This window comes from Methylobacterium sp. 391_Methyba4, from assembly GCF_029691625.1.
GTDB lineage: Bacteria > Pseudomonadota > Alphaproteobacteria > Rhizobiales > Beijerinckiaceae > Methylobacterium > Methylobacterium fujisawaense.
The window spans coordinates 3,910,491-3,924,563 of record NZ_CP121475.1 but is presented as its reverse complement, the minus strand read 5'-3'; the positions used below and the strand labels follow the sequence as shown (position 1 = coordinate 3,924,563).

Genomic DNA, 14,073 nt, shown 5'->3' with positions numbered 1-14,073 from the left:
GCCTTCACGATGAGGTGCATCGTCAGCCCGCGAGAGCCTGCCAGCATATTGCCAGGGTGCGCGGCAATAGACAACGTCTATGATGCGTGGGCGGCTGCACGCTGGCGTGATGCGAGTGCCTTGAGCTCCGCCATGCGCGCATCCGCGGCTGCGGCGCCGGCGGGGTCGCGCATGGCCCGGGCTTGGGCTGCGAGCCTGCCGAGCAGCCCCTTCCTCTCTATTGGCAGGGCAGGCACCTCGGGGGCGTCCTCAGGGCGTCCATCATCTAAGACGTCCAGGGACACAGGGGGGGGTCTGGGAGGGTACGTGACGGGCCTCAGCGGAGCGGGGTCTGAGGGGGCATCAGCGGGTGGTAGGGACCGCGCGAGGAACGCGAGGGATGGACGGGGGCGAGAGGGTGCGAGGGAGGGGGGCGGTTCGGGAGAAGGGGCCGGTTCAGGCTCGGGCGCCGGCCGGAGGGCCAAGAGGAAGGCCGGCACCGGCACGACCGCAGGAGGCGGAGGGGGCTCTACAGGGGCCGGAGAGAAGGCCACCGGCTCCGCAGGAGGGGCAACGACAGAGGGACGGGGAGAACCCGGACGGGGCGGGAGAGGCCTCACGACAGGATGGAAGCGGACCTCGGGGGGGGGGAGAGCCCCGGTTCGGAAGAGGAGGCCACGGGTCCGGAGGAGGGCGCCACCGGCTCCGCCTTGGGGGTCACCAGGGTCCCCACGGAGACCTCCACCCGACCCCGGCCTCCCATATATCGGACGTTTTTGATCGACACCTCATCTGACCCCATCTTCGACAGTGCCGACACGGTCACGGACAGGACCTCGGACATGATGGCGGTGACCTGCCCCTCCTTCGAGTTGGGGGCGATGACCGAGTCGTGCACGGGCAGGACCGGGATGCCTGCCACGGAGCATGCCTTCATGACCCGGTGCATCATGCCGGCGTCGATGCCCATGAGCCGCACACCGGCGTCAGACCCGATGTCGTCCCGGATGGCCGGGTTCGCATCCAAGACCTTCTCGACGATGTGCGCGGTCTCCTTGTACCCGTAAACCCACTCCGGGCTTCCGTCCGACTTCAGGACGTGCCGCTTCTCCATGAGCGAACCGATGGCCAGGGGGATGGTCTTGGCGTTGATGGCCCGGTTCAGGACGGCCTTGCCGACGGAGCGCTCGTAGCCACGCAGGGCGTAGGGGTCGTGCTGGAGCACGTGGCCGCGGAGGGCGTAGAGCAGCGTGGGATGCAGCGCCGCAAAATCCGGCTCGATGACGAACTCACCGTTTATGAGGAGCTCACCGCGCCGCTCCTTGGGTAGGTTCTGCCACCACCCGTACCAGCGGCCGTGCATGTCCCATGAGCCTCGGCCATAGACCCTGTAGACCTCGGGCGTCGGCGTCGGCTGGACGCAAGTCCAGGTCTCCCGGCCATCGCGGACCTTGCGGGCGTGTATGTGGTGCCGGGTGTGCCGCCAGTCGGAATCCGAGGCGTCGGGCGAGACCTCGACGTGCACGCCAGCGAGGAACGCGTTGACCTCGGCGACCTCCGCCACGAGGCGCTCCGTCTCGGCCGTGTCCTGGAAGTCCAGTAGCTTGCCGTCCTCGCCCTTCATGACGATGGGCGAGCGCCGGCCGAGGTACGAGACCGGCGCGTGGCCGATCAGGTCGATGAGGCGGTCGGACGGGCGGATGCGAGACTGGAGCCCGTGGCTCAGGTGTGAGCCCGGCTTGGACCGCCGCTCCTCGATCATGCCCATTTGGGTCAGGGTCGCCACCGCGCCAAGGACGCTGGCGTAAGTGTAGTCGGTGCCTTCGTAGCGACCGGCGGCGGCGTAGAAGTCGCGTGACCGCGAGTAGCTGATCCAGCGGTTGTCGCAGTCCGCGGCGATGGCGAGCGCGGCGAGCATGCTCTCCGTGGCGCGACCGAGCTTCTTGGTGTGGGCCTTGGGCAGACCGACGGCGGCGATGAAGTCGCTCGGCACCTGGAAGACGAAACTCAAGGCGCGTGCCTTCGCCGATTCATGGTCCTGCTCTCGCATGGGGCTCTCGCGGTGGACCGCTGCCCCGGGGCACCTCTGACCCGAAGACGCGGCGAACCCCTATCGTCCGCCGCGCTTTCGCTAATATCCAGAGGCGCTTAGCGCGTCACAAAGAACGCTTTCTTCGATCCTGGCGCGAGAGGAAATCACCCAGCCAGACGGTACCAGGGAGGCCCGCCAGGGCCTCTCAATTTAAAAAGGCGACCTCGGCATCATTCAGGCCGTCCGATCCAAAGAGATCAGCCCTCAGGTGCCCTCCAGCCGGGTGCGACAAAAGCGCATCTAGGGAAACATGCTTGTGAATAGGGCAATCTGCCAGGGTGTGGAACTTTGCTTCAACGGATGCGATGCGTGCACCACGGTTAGTACGCCCCCTCGTGGCTGCCCTAGGAGCCCAATCCATGGTCTCGAAAGGCCGCTCTTCGGCAGCATACGAGGAAGGGCTTCGCTATGCCCAGGGGAGGACTTTCATCGCATTTCGAGACCCTAGTCGGACGGGTATTCTCACCGGCAGGTGCCGATCTGGTGATACGGAGCGCATAAGCTATATTAGGGTTAGCTAAAAAAGCTGGGACGACCGTTTCTGGAGCGGGGCCGATGGACGCCATCACGCCGAACGAACTGCTGCGCCTTCAGGACAAGGCCGGCGACGCGGCACGTCTGCTCCGCCTCCTCGCCAACGAGAAGCGCCTGATGATCCTGTGCCTGCTCGTCGCCCGCGGTGAGATGGACGTGACGAGCCTCGCCGAGGCGGTGGAGCTAAGCCAGTCGGCCCTGTCCCAGCATCTCGCCAAGCTCCGCGAGGACGGGCTCGTCGCCTATCGTCGCGAGAGTCAGACGCTCTATTACCGGCTTGAGGACCCCCGCGCCGCCCGCGTGCTGGCGACGCTCAAGGACATCTTCTGCCCGGAACTTGGCTGATCGCGTCAGGCGCGGACGATCTCCGCCTCAAGCCCCGGGCGGTCCGGCCGATTGCGCAGCCGCAGGCTCAGCCCGCTCCTGCGGGACGCGATCTCGGCGATGGCGAGGCCGAGACCGCTCCCGGTCGCGCTCTTGTGGCGCCCGCGGAAGAACCTCGTGGTCACATGGGGCAGTTCCTCGGCGGGAATCCCCGGCCCCTCGTCGCGCACGAGGATACCCTCTCCACCGGCACGCGCGAGCCATTCCACCGTGCCGGCTTCCATGTGCTGCACGGCGTTCTCGTGCAGGTTGCGGACCGCCAGGCGCAGGCTCTCGGGATCGGCCCGCAGGGTGTAGCCGCGCAGCCCCGGGTCGATCATGGTCCGCACCCCGGGCGGCACCCGCATCCCGTCTACGGTCTCGGCCACCAACGCGCCCACATCGACCTCCGCCAAGGCCGGCGCTTCCCCGGCGGCGTCGAGCCGGGCCGCGTCGAGCAGTTGCCGGACGAGACGGGTGGTGCGGTCCACTGCGGCCAGGATCTGGCGCAGCGCCGCCTTCGCCACGTCCGGGTCGGTGGTGGCCATGGCGACCTGGGCCTGGGTCTTCAGCCCGGCCAGCGGCGTTCGCAACTCGTGCGCCGCGAAGGCCGTCACCTCCCGCTCGTGCCGGCGCGCCGCCTCGACCTTGAGGAACAGCCCGTTCAGGGCGTCGGCCAAGGGCCGGACCTCGGCGGGGGCCCGGCCGGCGTCGATGGCGCTCATGTCGTCGGCGTCGCGGCCCGCGAGGTCGCGGGCGATCCGGCGCAGGGGGCGCAGGCCCCGCCCGAGGCTCGCCCAGATCAGCATCCCGAGGAACGGCACGACGAGCAGCGCGGGGGTGACGAGGCCCATGATGAGGTCGGTGACGAGGCGCTCGCGCAGGCCCAGCCGGTCGCCGACCATGACGCGCACGCCCTTCTTGGCGTCCTCTACCGTGAACACCCGCCAGGTCTCGCCGTCGACCTCGCGCTCCGAGAAGCCGGCGGGCGCGTCGGTCAGCCGCCGCTCCGGGGCCCCGCTCGACCGCGCGACCATGCGCCCGTCGAGCGACCAGATCTGGCAGGAGAGTTGCCGCTCGTAGGCCGTGGGCGCCGGGAAGGTGGCCGGCGTCCCGTCGGGGGCCGTCCCGCCGACCGCGCCCACCAGTGAGCCGACCATGCGCGCGGCTTCCTGCAGGCGATTGTCGAGGACCTGCTCAACCTCGCGCTTGGAGCCGAGGTAGATCCAGGCGACAGCGCTGAGCCAGATCAGCCCGGTCGCGAGGAGCAGGATGGCGAAGAGCCTGACGCGCAGGGATGTCATGCCGGCGCCCTCATCCGGTAGCCGAGCCCGCGCACCGTCTCGATGGCATGCTTGCCGATCTTGGCGCGCAGGTTGTGGACGTGGACCTCGACGGCGTTGCTCTCGACCTCCTCCTGCCAGCCGTAGAGACGCTCCTCCAATTCGGCCTTGGAGCGGAGGACGTCCGGGCGCTCTATGAGCGCCGCCAGCACCATGACCTCGCGCCGGGACAGGCCGACCGGTACGCCGTCCACCGTGACAGCGAGGCTGCCGGGATCGAGCCGGATGCCGCCGTGCTCCAGGAGCGCGGCGGCCCGCCCCGAGGCCCGGCGGACGACGGCGCGGATGCGGGCGGAAAGTTCGTCGAGGTCGAAGGGCTTGCCGAGATAGTCGTCAGCGCCGCCGTCGAGCCCGGCGATCCGGTCGGCCACCGCGTCGAGGGCGGTCAACAGGACGACGGGCGTGCGGTCCCTCCGGCGGCGCAGGCCGCGCAGCACGTCGAGGCCGGAGCCGTCGGGCAGCATCAGGTCGAGCACGATGGCCGAGAACGCGCTCGTGGCCAGCGCCGCCTCGGCATCGGCGCAGGTCCCGACGCAATCGACCGTCGCCCCGCCGAGGCCGAGCCCCGCCCTGAGCCCTTCCGAGAGGATGGGGTCGTCCTCGACGACGAGGATGCGCATGCGTGTCTCCCCTGACCATCCCTCATCCTGCGGGCCTGGCTTAAGCCTGGCTTAAGCTGCGTTTCGGACCCGCGGCGGGCCGATCCGGACCCCGCCCATGCCGACACCCCTCGTCCACCTCATCATCGCCGCCCTGGTCTGGGCTGGCGCCGCGCCCTGGTCGCCGGGATGGTCCCAGGACGCCCCCGCGCGGCAGACGCCTTTCACCCTCGTCGCGACCCGCGACGCGCACCTCGCGCTGCACCTGCGCTGGACCATCGCGCCCGGCACCTACCTCTACCGGGACAGGATCCGCGCCGAGGCCGGTGCCGGCGCGGAGCTTCCCGTCAGCACGCCGCCTGCGCAGACAAAGGACGACCCCAACTTCGGGCCGACCGAGGTCTACCACGACTCGGTGGAGGCCATCGTGCCCGGCGCAGCGCTGGCCGGCCTGCGGGAGGTCCGGGTGACCTACCAAGGCTGCGCCGAGCGGGGCATCTGCTACCCGCCGGTCACGAAGCGGCTGGACCTCGCCTCCCTGGTGAGCGTCGGAGCTTCCCAAGGCAACGAAGTCACCCCTGCCGCAGAGCCCGCAGGCGGAACGGTCGCCGCGCGCCCCCATGAGGATGTCTTCCCCGCGGGACCGGCCGCCCTCCTCGTCGGCAACATCGTCGGCGTCCTGGCGGGCATGTTCGGGCTCGGCCTCCTGCTGGCGTTCACCCCCTGCGTGCTGCCGATGGTGCCGATCCTGTCGGGCATGATCGTCCGCTCGGGCCAGGGCCTCACGCCGGGACGGGGCCTCGCGCTGTCCGGAAGCTACGTCCTCGCCATGGCGTCGGCCTATGCCAGCCTGGGCGTCGCGGCGGCGTGGCTCGGCCGCAACCTGCAGGTCGCGCTCCAGACCCCGCTCGCCCTCGGCCTGATGGCCGCCGCCTTCGTCGCGCTGGCACTGTCGATGTTCGGACTGTTCGAGCTGCAGGCGCCGCGCTGGTGGCGGGACCGCTTCGGCGCCCCGGCGGCGCAGGGGGGATCGGTCGCCGGCGCCGCGTTCCTCGGCTTCAGCTCGGCCCTCATCGTCGGTCCCTGCGTGACGCCGCCCCTGGCCGCCGCGCTGCTCTACGTCGCCCAGACGGGGGACGTCCTGCGCGGGGCGATGGCCCTCTTCGCCCTCGGCCTCGGGATGGGCGCGCCGCTGGTGCTCGTCGGCGCGTTCGGCGCCGGCATCCTGCCCCGGTCCGGCCCGTGGCTGGTGCGGGCGAAGCAAGCTTTCGGCCTCGTGTTCCTGGCGCTTGCGGTATCGCTCGTGACACGCCTGCTGCCGAACGGGTTGTCCCTCCTGCTCTGGGCGGCGCTCGCCATCTGTACCGGCATGGCGCTCGCGGTGATGACTACGAACGGTCGCCCGTCACGTGCCGGTCGCGCGGCGGGCTTAGTGGCCGTCGCCTATGGCGGCCTCCTCTTCCTCGGGGCTGCCACGGGCGCGGACGACCCGCTGCGGCCCCTTGCCGGCCTCGCCCCGTCGCACCCGGGCCACATCGCCGAGGCGCGGACGGTCTCCACGCTCCCCGCCTTCGAGGCGGCCCTCCTGGCGGCCCGAGCCGAGGGCAAGCCGGTGCTGGTCGAGGTCGCCGCCGACTGGTGCACCGTCTGCAAGACGAACGAGCGGACGGTCCTCGCGGATTCCGGCATCCGGGCGAGGCTCAAGGGCGTCTCGGTCATCAGGGCCGACGTCACCCGTGACGACGCCGACACCCGCGCCTTGATGCGCCGCTTCGAGGTGGTCGGCCCGCCGACCCTCATCCTGATGCGCCCCGATGGCGGCGAGGTCCGGGAGGCCCGCACCGAGGGCGAGCTCACGGTCGAGGACCTGAAACGCCGTCTCACCCTCGTCGGCGCCTGAGCCATCCCCCTTCGACACATCCAAGGAGACCGTCATGGACCGCAGGACCCTGCTCGCCCTTTTGCCCGCCGCAGCCCTCGCACGGCTGGCCGTTGGCCCCGCCCGCGCCGAAGGCATCGACGCCAACGCCATCCTCAACGACCCGGAGGTGCCGGTCTCGGGCAACCCGAAGGGCGACCTGACCATCGTCGCCTTCCTCGATTACAACTGCCCCTTCTGCAAGAAGGCCGAGCCCGACCTGCTCCGGCTGGTGAAAACGGACGGTCGCATCCGCCTGGTCCACAAGGACTGGCCGATCCTCGGCGACGCCTCCGTCTACGGCGCCCAGCTCGCCCTCGCGGCGAAGTACCAGGGCCGCTACGACGACGTGCATCGCGCGCTGATGGGCATCCCCGGCCGCAAGATCCCGAAGGAGCGGATGCTGGAGGCGGTTTCCGCTTCCGGCATAGATATGGCCCGCCTGGAGGCGGACCGCACGTCCCATCAGGGTGAGATCGCCGCCCTGCTCCAACGCAACCTCGACCAGGCGGACGCCCTCGGTCTGCAGGGTACGCCGGTCTTCCTGATCGGCCCGCTGAAGGTCGCGGCCGCCCTCGACTATGACGGCTTCAAGCAGGCGGTCGCACAGGCGCGCGCCAAGGGTCGCTCGTGATGCGGCCGGTTGTGCGCCTCCCGGTGCTTCTCGCACTCGCCGCGGCGCTCGGGGCCTGTTCGGCATCGATGGGCGCCCCCGGCCCGGTCGCGGAGGCAGGGCCGCGCCTTTCGGCCGATGCCGTCCGTCGCTACGCGGCCATCACCGACGAGCCGTTCCCGGTCGATGCGGTCGAGCCGCGCGACCTGAAGGCCCGCAACGTCCGCCAGGTCGTCGAATATCCGACCAGGCAGCCACCCGGCACCCTGGTGGTCGACCCCTATCGGCGCTTCCTCTACCTCGTCATGGAGGGCGGCAAGGCGATGCGCTACGGGGTCGGGGTGGGCAAGGCCGGCTTCGAGTTCACCGGGGAGGCGACGGTCGCCCGCAAGGCGTCATGGCCGCGCTGGACGCCGACCCCCGACATGCTTCGGCGTGATCCGAAGCGGAACGGGCGCTGGGCCGGTGGGATGCCGGGCGGCGCGCGCAATCCCCTCGGGGCCCGCGCGCTCTACCTGTTCAAGGACGGCAAGGACACGCTTTACCGCATCCACGGCACCACCGAGCCCTGGAGCATCGGCGAGGCGGTGTCCTCAGGGTGCATCCGCATGCTGAACCAGGACGTCATCGACCTGCACCGCCGCGTGCCCACCGGCACGAAGGTCGTCGTGCTCGGGTCGCGGGGCATCGCCCAGGCCGCGCGGCCGGCCGCGCCGGAGACCACCGGCAGCCTCGACCGTGCGCGCCTCGACGACCTTTCCCGCGGCGCCTCGGAGGCGCCCGACCCCCTGACGGACGACGGAATGGCGGATGACGACGGTCTTTAGAAGCCTGATGCTCGCGGTCGTCCTCGCGACGATGGGCATCGGGACGGTCCGTGCCGGCTCGGAGGCGCCGGCCGGCTACTACGCCGACCAGAAGGTGGTCTACCACAACGGTGGAGGCGGCCCGGACGGAGTAGCCTACTTCAAGCGCCTGCTCGCTAACCTGCGCAACCACGTCGAGGCCGTGGGCAAGGCGCATGTCGAGATCCGCGTGGTGAGCCTCGGCGAAGGGATCGGGCTTTTCCAGTCGGCCGCGAACGACGAGGAACTCGCCGGCCGCATCGACGCCCTCAAGGGGATGGGCGTGCGGTTCCTGGTCTGCGCCAACACCCTGCGGGAGCGGAAGATTGACCGCGGTACCCTGTACGGCGTCGGCGAGGACGACCTCGTGCCGAGCGGCGTCGCCGAACTGGCGCGCCTGCAGGGCATGGGGTTCGCTTACATCCATCCCTGAAGCCTAACCCCGCTTCGGCAATCGACCGCGAAGCCCCGCTGGTGCGCCGCCGCACCTGACCCTGTGGTGCATGTCCGCCGGACCATCTTACCGCTTGCTATTACATTAGATGATACTAATTAAGTGACATCTAATGTGCTGCGTGGGGCATCGGTCCCCGCGGCCGGACCGGGCACTAACCCGGACCGCAATCCGGGACAGATCGAGATGGAAGGCTTCACCCCCGTCAGCGCAATTGTCGGCGGAGCGATGATCGGCGCGTCCGCCTCGTTGCTGCTGCTGCTCAACGGACGCATCGCCGGCATCAGCGGCATCCTCGGCGGCCTCCTAGCCCCGCCCTCGCGCGAAACCGGCTGGCGGGCCGCCTTCGTGGCAGGCCTCGTCCTGGCGCCGCTCGCCTATGCCAGCCTGGGGGGCAGGCTTCCGCCAGTGACGGTCGGGGCGTCGTTCCCGCTGCTGATCCTCGCGGGCTCGCTGGTCGGCTTCGGCGCGCGCCTCGGAGCCGGGTGCACCAGCGGCCACGGCGTCTGCGGCATCGGCCGCGGCTCGCCCCGCTCGCTGGCCGCGACCGGCACCTTCATGGCCGTCGCCGTCGTGACCGTCCTCGTCGTGCGCCATCTCGTCGGAGCCTGAGCCATGGCCAAGACCGCCTCCGCCTTCGCCGTGGGCCTCCTGTTCGGCCTCGGCCTCCTCGTCTCGGGCATGGCCGACCCGGCCAAGGTCCTCGCCTTCCTCGACGTGACCGGCCGCTGGGACCCCAGCCTCGCCCTCGTCATGGCGGGCGCCGTCGCGGTCTCGGCCGCAGGCTACCGCTTGGCGCGGTGGCGCGGTCGGCCAATTCTTGCGCCAAAGCTCGACGTCCCGGCCCGGCGCGACCTCGACGGACGCCTGATCGCCGGGGCCGCGATCTTCGGCCTCGGTTGGGGCTTGGTCGGCCTCTGCCCCGGGCCCGCCCTCACCATCCTGACGATTGCCCCGACGGAGGCCGCGACCTTCGTGGCGGCGATGGTCGCCGGCATGCTGCTGTTCCGCCTGGTGCCGGCGGCGCGCCCGAAGCCGACGGCCGTGCCGGGAGCCGACGCATGATGCCCGGCCCCCTCACATCCGGCCTCGCCGCCGGCTCGGGCGGGGTCGTGGGCGTGATCCTTGGCCTCGTCGGCGGGGGCGGCTCGATCCTCGCGGTCCCGCTCCTGACCTACGTGGTCGGGGTGTCCTCGCCCCACGTGGCCATCGGGACCAGCGCCCTGGCGGTCTCGGTCAGCGCGGCGGGCAACCTCGTCCCGCAATGGCGGGCCGGGAACGTGAAGTGGCGCTGCGCGGCGGCGTTCTCGCTCGCCGGTGTTTTCGGCGCTCTCGTCGGCTCCGCGGCGGCCAAGGCGGTCGACGGGAAGAGCCTGCTCGCCCTGTTCGGGGTCGTCATGCTCGTGGTCGGCGGCCTGATGCTGCGCAAGCGGCGCGGCGAGGGCGACCCGGACGTGCGCCTGACCAAGGCCAGCGCCCCGGTGCTCCTGCCCTGGCTCCTCGGCATCGGCCTCGCGGTCGGCCTGTTCTCCGGCTTCTTCGGCATCGGCGGGGGGTTCCTGATCGTGCCGGGACTGATGCTGGCGACGTCGATGCCGCTGCCCATGGCCATCGGCACTTCCCTGGTCGCGGTCAGCGCCTTCGGAGCCGCGACCGCAGCGAGCTACGCCGCCTCCGGCCTGATCGACTGGCCGCTCGCCGGGCTGTTCATCCTGGGGGGCGTGCTCGGGGGCCTCCTTGGATCGAGGCTCGGCCAGCGCCTCGCCGGGCGCAAGCGCGCCCTGACCGTCACCTTCGCCGGCCTCGTCATCCTGGTCGGCCTGTACGTCGTCGCCCGCGGGGCCCTGCCGCTCCTCGGCCTGAACGCCTGATCCCGGAAAGGAGGAGATCCATGTCGAACCAGACCGTCGGAGCCCTGCGCGGGCATCCCATCGTGACCGGCTTCCACGACGAGCCGACCGGCAGCATCCAGTACGTCGTCGCGGACCCCGGGACGAAGCGCTGCGCCATCATCGACCCGGTGCTCGACTTCGACCCGAAGTCCGGCGCGACCGCGACCCGGTCCGCCGACGCCCTGCTCGCGCACATCGAGCTGGAGGGCTACGTCTTGGAGTGGATCCTCGACACCCATCCGCACGCCGACCACTTCTCGGCGGCCGGCTACCTCCACGACCGGACGGGCGTCCCGACCGCCATCGGCGAGAAGGTCGTCGACGTGCAGCGGCTCTGGAAGGGGCTGTACGACCTGCCGGAGTCGTTCCGCACGGACGGTTCGCAGTGGTCCCGGCTCTTCGCCGACGGCGAGCGCTTCCGGATCGGCGACCTCGACGTCGAGGTCATGTTCACGCCGGGCCACACCATGGCCTCCATCGCCTACCGGGTCGGCGACGCCGCCTTCATCCACGACACCCTGTTCATGCCGGACAGCGGCTCGGCGCGGGCCGACTTCCCCGGGGGCAACGCGCACGCGCTGTGGCGCAGCATCCGGCGCATCATGGCCCTGCCGGACGACACGCGGCTGTTCACAGGTCACGACTACCGCCCGGGCGGCCGGGCGGCGGCCTGGGAAAGCACCGTCGCCCGGCAGCGGAGCGAGAACCCGCACCTCGTCGAGACACCGACCGAGGAGGCGTTCGTGGCGATGCGCGAGGCACGCGACCGCGCGCTGCCGATGCCGAAGCTCATCCTGCATTCCCTGCAGGTGAACATCCGCGGCGGGCGCCTGCCCGAGCCCGAGGCGAACGGCCGCCGCTACCTGAAGATCCCGCTCGACGCCCTCGACGGCGCGGCGTGGGGCGAATGACGGAGACAAGCATAACCACGATCAGCGCGACAGACCTGGTGGCGCAGGCCAGCCGGGAGGTGGAGACCCTGTCGGCCGATGAGGCGCTGGCGCGCCTGGGACAGCCGGACACGGTGCTCGTCGACGTGCGCGAGGGCGAGGAGTTGGCCAAGACCGGCAGGATCGCCGGCGCCGTCCACGTGCCCCGAGGGTTCGTGGAGTTCCACGTCGATCCCGCGAGCCCGACCCACCGGGCCGAGCTCGGCGGGGGCAAACGCCTGGTGCTCTACTGCGGCTCCGGCAACCGCTCGGCCCTGGCCGCCAAGTCGCTCAACGACATGGGCCTCGGGCCGGTCGCCCATGTCGCGGGCGGTTTCCCTGCGCTGGCGAAGGCAGGCGGCACCATCGGTCCGGCTTGATCGGAACTGGCTAGCCGACAGGCCGCAAGTCCCTTGCGACCGGCGGCCTCCAGGTTTGGGCGGTCGACGATTTCGACCGCTCCGCGCCGGACCTCGATCAGGCCGGCCTCGGCCCATTGCCCCAGGATGCGGCTCACGACCTCGCGCACGCTGCCGATGTCGTCCGCGAGCTTCTGATGGGTTACCGAGGCCACCCCACGCGGGTCCGCCTCGGCCAGAAGCCGTTGCGCGAGGCGCTGCTTGAGCGGGGCAAACGCGACCTCGTCGATCAGCGTGAATAGGCCGGACATCAACCGCGTATAGTCATCCATGACGAAGCTGCGGAACGCGGCGCTCTCGCCCATCAGGTGTTGGAACGTGCTCACCGGCAGAGCCGCCAGTTCGGTCCGCTCCTCGGCGATGCTTTGCGCCGGAAGGTTGCCGCCGGAGAGGAGGCACTGTGTGGTCAGGGCGCAGGTGCCGCCCGGCCCGACTTTGTAGATCAGCACCTCGCGCCCGCCTTCAGACATCCGGAAGATGCGCGTACGGCCATCCAGACACATCAGGTAGTTGGCGCACTCGCCATCGAGTTCGTAGGCGATGGCGCCCGCGTCCAGTACCGGAAGATGCACAGTTCCCCGGGCGATCTGGAGATGCGCTGGGCTGAGCGCCTGCAGGAGCGGAAACCGGTCGATCCATCGCTCGACCTTCTGGGCATCCGTCATGGCTGTCGTCGTCCCCCCAGCCATGACGACGGGCTGATCGTCCGGCTCGCGTTGCGTTTTTCTCCCGCCGCGCCGGACTTGTGTGACCTGGGTCACCGACCGGGTGCAGCGGCCCGGCATAGCATCGCATCACAACGAACACGATAAGGGCGCCCACCCCGCGCGGTGCCCGCCGGGAGTGAACCGATGCGCCGCCTCGCCCTGAGCTTCATGCTCGCCGTCCTCGCCGCCGGCCCCGCCTCGGCCGAACAGGACCTGCTGCTCGGGGCGGACATGTCCTCGCCCGCCATGACCAAGGCCGAGATGAGCCGCGTCGACGTCGAGGCGATGATCAAGGCTGCGGACGGCAAGCCGGTCGACCTGCACGACAAGTCCCTGTCTGGCCTCGACCTCTCCGGGCTGAACCTCCGGGGCGCAAACCTGCGGACCGCCCGCCTGAACAAGGTCAATTTGCGCGGCGCCGACCTCAGCGGCGCGAACCTCGAACAGGCATGGCTGCTGAAGGCCGACCTGTCCGGCGCCAAGCTCGTGGACACGAAAATGTTCGGCATCACCGCCCGCGACGCCAAACTCAGCGGCGCGGACCTCAGCCGATCCATGCCCATTGGCGACTTCAAGGGCGCCAACATGAGCGGCGCCACGCTGGTCGACCTCAGGGGCGGCGCCGACATCAAGAACCAGTCCATGGGCCTGATGCGGGCCGTGTTCGTGTCGGTGAACCTCTCCGGCGCCAACCTGAAGGGCGCTAACCTCGGCCGGTCGCGGCTCGAATACGCCAACCTCAAGGATGCCGATCTGACCGACGTGGTGTTGCTGGGCTCGGACCTGTCTGGGGCCAATTTGACCGGCGCCACGGTCAAGGGCGCGGACTTCAAGAACGTCGACGTCAGCGGTGCCCGGCTCATCGACCTCAAGGGTCAGTCCGAGGCCAAGGACTGGGCCGAGCGCGTGAACGTAGACCGCGCCGTCACCCAGGCAACCAATTGAGCCGCCCGTTCGCCTCGACCCATCATCAAGGAGACAGACAGCCAATGACCACCCGTCGCTTCCTGCTCGGCGCCCTGGCCGCCGCTCCCCTGCTGTTCGGTACCGCTGCGAATGCCGCGGAGGCCGTCTTCACCCCCGACGCGTTCGAGGCGGCGCAGAAGGCGGGGAAGCCGATCCTCGTCCATGTCACCGCGCCATGGTGCACCGTCTGCGCGGCGCAGAAGCCGATCCTCGTCAAGCTGGAAGCCCAACCCCGGTTCAAGGATCTCCAGGTGTTCGACGTCGATTTCGACAGCCGCAAAGACGTGCTGAAGCGGTTCGGTGTGACGACGCAGAGCACCCTGATCACCTTCAAGGGTGAGAAGGAGACGGGGCGCTCGGTCGGCGACACCCAGCCCGAGTGGATCGAGGGCGCCGTCGAGAAGGCGTTGTAGGTCGGCC

15 protein-coding genes and 1 pseudogene are annotated in these 14,073 nt (G+C 70.3%); 12 read left to right on the top strand and 4 right to left on the bottom strand.

Annotated elements, in window-relative coordinates:
• Window positions 1-595: 595 nt before the first annotated feature.
• Complete coding sequence (locus tag P9K36_RS18440; RefSeq protein WP_278305685.1) at window positions 596-2,029, bottom strand: hypothetical protein; 1,434 nt, start codon at window positions 2,027-2,029, stop codon at window positions 596-598.
• Between the two features lie 597 nt (window positions 2,030-2,626).
• Between P9K36_RS18440 and P9K36_RS18435 the strand changes: the two genes are divergently transcribed.
• Complete coding sequence (locus P9K36_RS18435; protein WP_063111186.1) at window positions 2,627-2,950, top strand: metalloregulator ArsR/SmtB family transcription factor; 324 nt, start codon at window positions 2,627-2,629, stop codon at window positions 2,948-2,950.
• 5 nt (window positions 2,951-2,955) lie between these two features.
• On the opposite strand, the gene P9K36_RS18430 is transcribed toward P9K36_RS18435, so the two are convergent.
• Both P9K36_RS18430 and P9K36_RS18425 read right to left on the bottom strand, forming a co-directional pair.
• A complete protein-coding gene (locus P9K36_RS18430; RefSeq protein ID WP_278305684.1) occupies window positions 2,956-4,272 on the bottom strand; it encodes an ATP-binding protein in 1,317 nt (438 codons plus the stop codon).
• Window positions 4,269-4,931, bottom strand: coding sequence for a response regulator (locus P9K36_RS18425; RefSeq protein WP_278305683.1), 663 nt, complete (start codon window positions 4,929-4,931; stop codon window positions 4,269-4,271). Before P9K36_RS18425 ends, P9K36_RS18430 begins: the two co-directional genes overlap by 4 nt.
• A 97-nt stretch (window positions 4,932-5,028) precedes the next feature.
• Here P9K36_RS18425 and dsbD point away from each other — a divergent pair, with 97 nt between their 5' ends.
• The 9 genes from dsbD to P9K36_RS18380 all read left to right on the top strand — a co-directional run bounded on the left by dsbD (window position 5,029) and on the right by P9K36_RS18380 (window position 11,941).
• Window positions 5,029-6,810 (top strand): protein-disulfide reductase DsbD, encoded by a 1,782-nt coding sequence (gene dsbD / locus P9K36_RS18420; RefSeq protein ID WP_278305682.1) that lies wholly within the window; start codon window positions 5,029-5,031, stop codon window positions 6,808-6,810.
• A 34-nt stretch (window positions 6,811-6,844) separates the two neighbouring features.
• A complete protein-coding gene (locus P9K36_RS18415; protein ID WP_278305681.1) occupies window positions 6,845-7,462 on the top strand; it encodes a DsbA family protein in 618 nt (205 codons plus the stop codon).
• Window positions 7,462-8,268 carry a L,D-transpeptidase gene (locus tag P9K36_RS18410; protein WP_278305680.1) on the top strand — a complete coding sequence of 269 codons (807 nt, stop codon included), beginning with the start codon at window positions 7,462-7,464 and terminating at the stop codon, window positions 8,266-8,268. Before P9K36_RS18415 ends, P9K36_RS18410 begins: the two co-directional genes overlap by 1 nt.
• A complete protein-coding gene (locus P9K36_RS18405) occupies window positions 8,252-8,719 on the top strand; it encodes a DsrE family protein (protein WP_278305679.1) in 468 nt (155 codons plus the stop codon). The genes P9K36_RS18410 and P9K36_RS18405 overlap by 17 nt, the downstream gene beginning before the upstream one ends.
• A gap of 207 nt (window positions 8,720-8,926) precedes the next feature.
• The gene (locus P9K36_RS18400) at window positions 8,927-9,352 is read left to right on the top strand and encodes a YeeE/YedE family protein (protein WP_278305678.1); all 426 of its coding nucleotides are present in this window, start codon (window positions 8,927-8,929) and stop codon (window positions 9,350-9,352) included.
• A 3-nt stretch (window positions 9,353-9,355) separates the two neighbouring features.
• The gene (locus P9K36_RS18395; RefSeq protein WP_278305677.1) at window positions 9,356-9,805 is read left to right on the top strand and encodes a DUF6691 family protein; all 450 of its coding nucleotides are present in this window, start codon (window positions 9,356-9,358) and stop codon (window positions 9,803-9,805) included.
• Window positions 9,802-10,611: a sulfite exporter TauE/SafE family protein gene (locus P9K36_RS18390; protein ID WP_278305676.1), complete on the top strand. Its 810-nt coding sequence runs from the start codon at window positions 9,802-9,804 to the stop codon at window positions 10,609-10,611. The genes P9K36_RS18395 and P9K36_RS18390 overlap by 4 nt, the downstream gene beginning before the upstream one ends.
• 20 nt (window positions 10,612-10,631) lie before the next feature.
• Window positions 10,632-11,543 (top strand): MBL fold metallo-hydrolase, encoded by a 912-nt coding sequence (locus P9K36_RS18385; RefSeq protein WP_278305675.1) that lies wholly within the window; start codon window positions 10,632-10,634, stop codon window positions 11,541-11,543.
• On the top strand, window positions 11,540-11,941 hold the full coding sequence (locus tag P9K36_RS18380) for a rhodanese-like domain-containing protein (protein WP_278305674.1): 402 nt from the start codon (window positions 11,540-11,542) through the stop codon (window positions 11,939-11,941). Before P9K36_RS18385 ends, P9K36_RS18380 begins: the two co-directional genes overlap by 4 nt.
• Window positions 11,942-12,045: 104 nt before the next feature.
• Here the strand turns inward: P9K36_RS18380 and P9K36_RS18375 are convergent.
• A pseudogene (locus P9K36_RS18375) lies at window positions 12,046-12,231 on the bottom strand (helix-turn-helix domain-containing protein); the annotation flags it as partial.
• 600 nt (window positions 12,232-12,831) lie between these two features.
• Between P9K36_RS18375 and P9K36_RS18370 the strand changes: the two are divergent.
• Both P9K36_RS18370 and P9K36_RS18365 read left to right on the top strand, forming a co-directional pair.
• On the top strand, window positions 12,832-13,632 hold the full coding sequence (locus P9K36_RS18370) for a pentapeptide repeat-containing protein (RefSeq protein WP_278305673.1): 801 nt from the start codon (window positions 12,832-12,834) through the stop codon (window positions 13,630-13,632).
• A gap of 44 nt (window positions 13,633-13,676) precedes the next feature.
• Window positions 13,677-14,066, top strand: coding sequence for a thioredoxin family protein (locus P9K36_RS18365; protein ID WP_278305672.1), 390 nt, complete (start codon window positions 13,677-13,679; stop codon window positions 14,064-14,066).
• The last annotated feature ends 7 nt before the right edge of the window (window positions 14,067-14,073 follow it).

What these genes read in the sequence shown, in the direction of transcription:
- P9K36_RS18440 (WP_278305685.1), bottom strand. Translation starts at nt 2,029, where the DNA reads ATGCGAGAGCAGGACCATGAATCGGCGAAGGCACGCGCCTTGAGTTTC.
- P9K36_RS18435 (WP_063111186.1), top strand. Translation starts at nt 2,627, where the DNA reads ATGGACGCCATCACGCCGAACGAACTGCTGCGCCTTCAGGACAAGGCC.
- P9K36_RS18430 (WP_278305684.1), bottom strand. Translation starts at nt 4,272, where the DNA reads ATGACATCCCTGCGCGTCAGGCTCTTCGCCATCCTGCTCCTCGCGACC.
- P9K36_RS18425 (WP_278305683.1), bottom strand. Translation starts at nt 4,931, where the DNA reads ATGCGCATCCTCGTCGTCGAGGACGACCCCATCCTCTCGGAAGGGCTC.
- dsbD (WP_278305682.1), top strand. Translation starts at nt 5,029, where the DNA reads ATGCCGACACCCCTCGTCCACCTCATCATCGCCGCCCTGGTCTGGGCT.
- P9K36_RS18415 (WP_278305681.1), top strand. Translation starts at nt 6,845, where the DNA reads ATGGACCGCAGGACCCTGCTCGCCCTTTTGCCCGCCGCAGCCCTCGCA.
- P9K36_RS18410 (WP_278305680.1), top strand. Translation starts at nt 7,462, where the DNA reads ATGCGGCCGGTTGTGCGCCTCCCGGTGCTTCTCGCACTCGCCGCGGCG.
- P9K36_RS18405 (WP_278305679.1), top strand. Translation starts at nt 8,252, where the DNA reads ATGACGACGGTCTTTAGAAGCCTGATGCTCGCGGTCGTCCTCGCGACG.
- P9K36_RS18400 (WP_278305678.1), top strand. Translation starts at nt 8,927, where the DNA reads ATGGAAGGCTTCACCCCCGTCAGCGCAATTGTCGGCGGAGCGATGATC.
- P9K36_RS18395 (WP_278305677.1), top strand. Translation starts at nt 9,356, where the DNA reads ATGGCCAAGACCGCCTCCGCCTTCGCCGTGGGCCTCCTGTTCGGCCTC.
- P9K36_RS18390 (WP_278305676.1), top strand. Translation starts at nt 9,802, where the DNA reads ATGATGCCCGGCCCCCTCACATCCGGCCTCGCCGCCGGCTCGGGCGGG.
- P9K36_RS18385 (WP_278305675.1), top strand. Translation starts at nt 10,632, where the DNA reads ATGTCGAACCAGACCGTCGGAGCCCTGCGCGGGCATCCCATCGTGACC.
- P9K36_RS18380 (WP_278305674.1), top strand. Translation starts at nt 11,540, where the DNA reads ATGACGGAGACAAGCATAACCACGATCAGCGCGACAGACCTGGTGGCG.
- P9K36_RS18370 (WP_278305673.1), top strand. Translation starts at nt 12,832, where the DNA reads ATGCGCCGCCTCGCCCTGAGCTTCATGCTCGCCGTCCTCGCCGCCGGC.
- P9K36_RS18365 (WP_278305672.1), top strand. Translation starts at nt 13,677, where the DNA reads ATGACCACCCGTCGCTTCCTGCTCGGCGCCCTGGCCGCCGCTCCCCTG.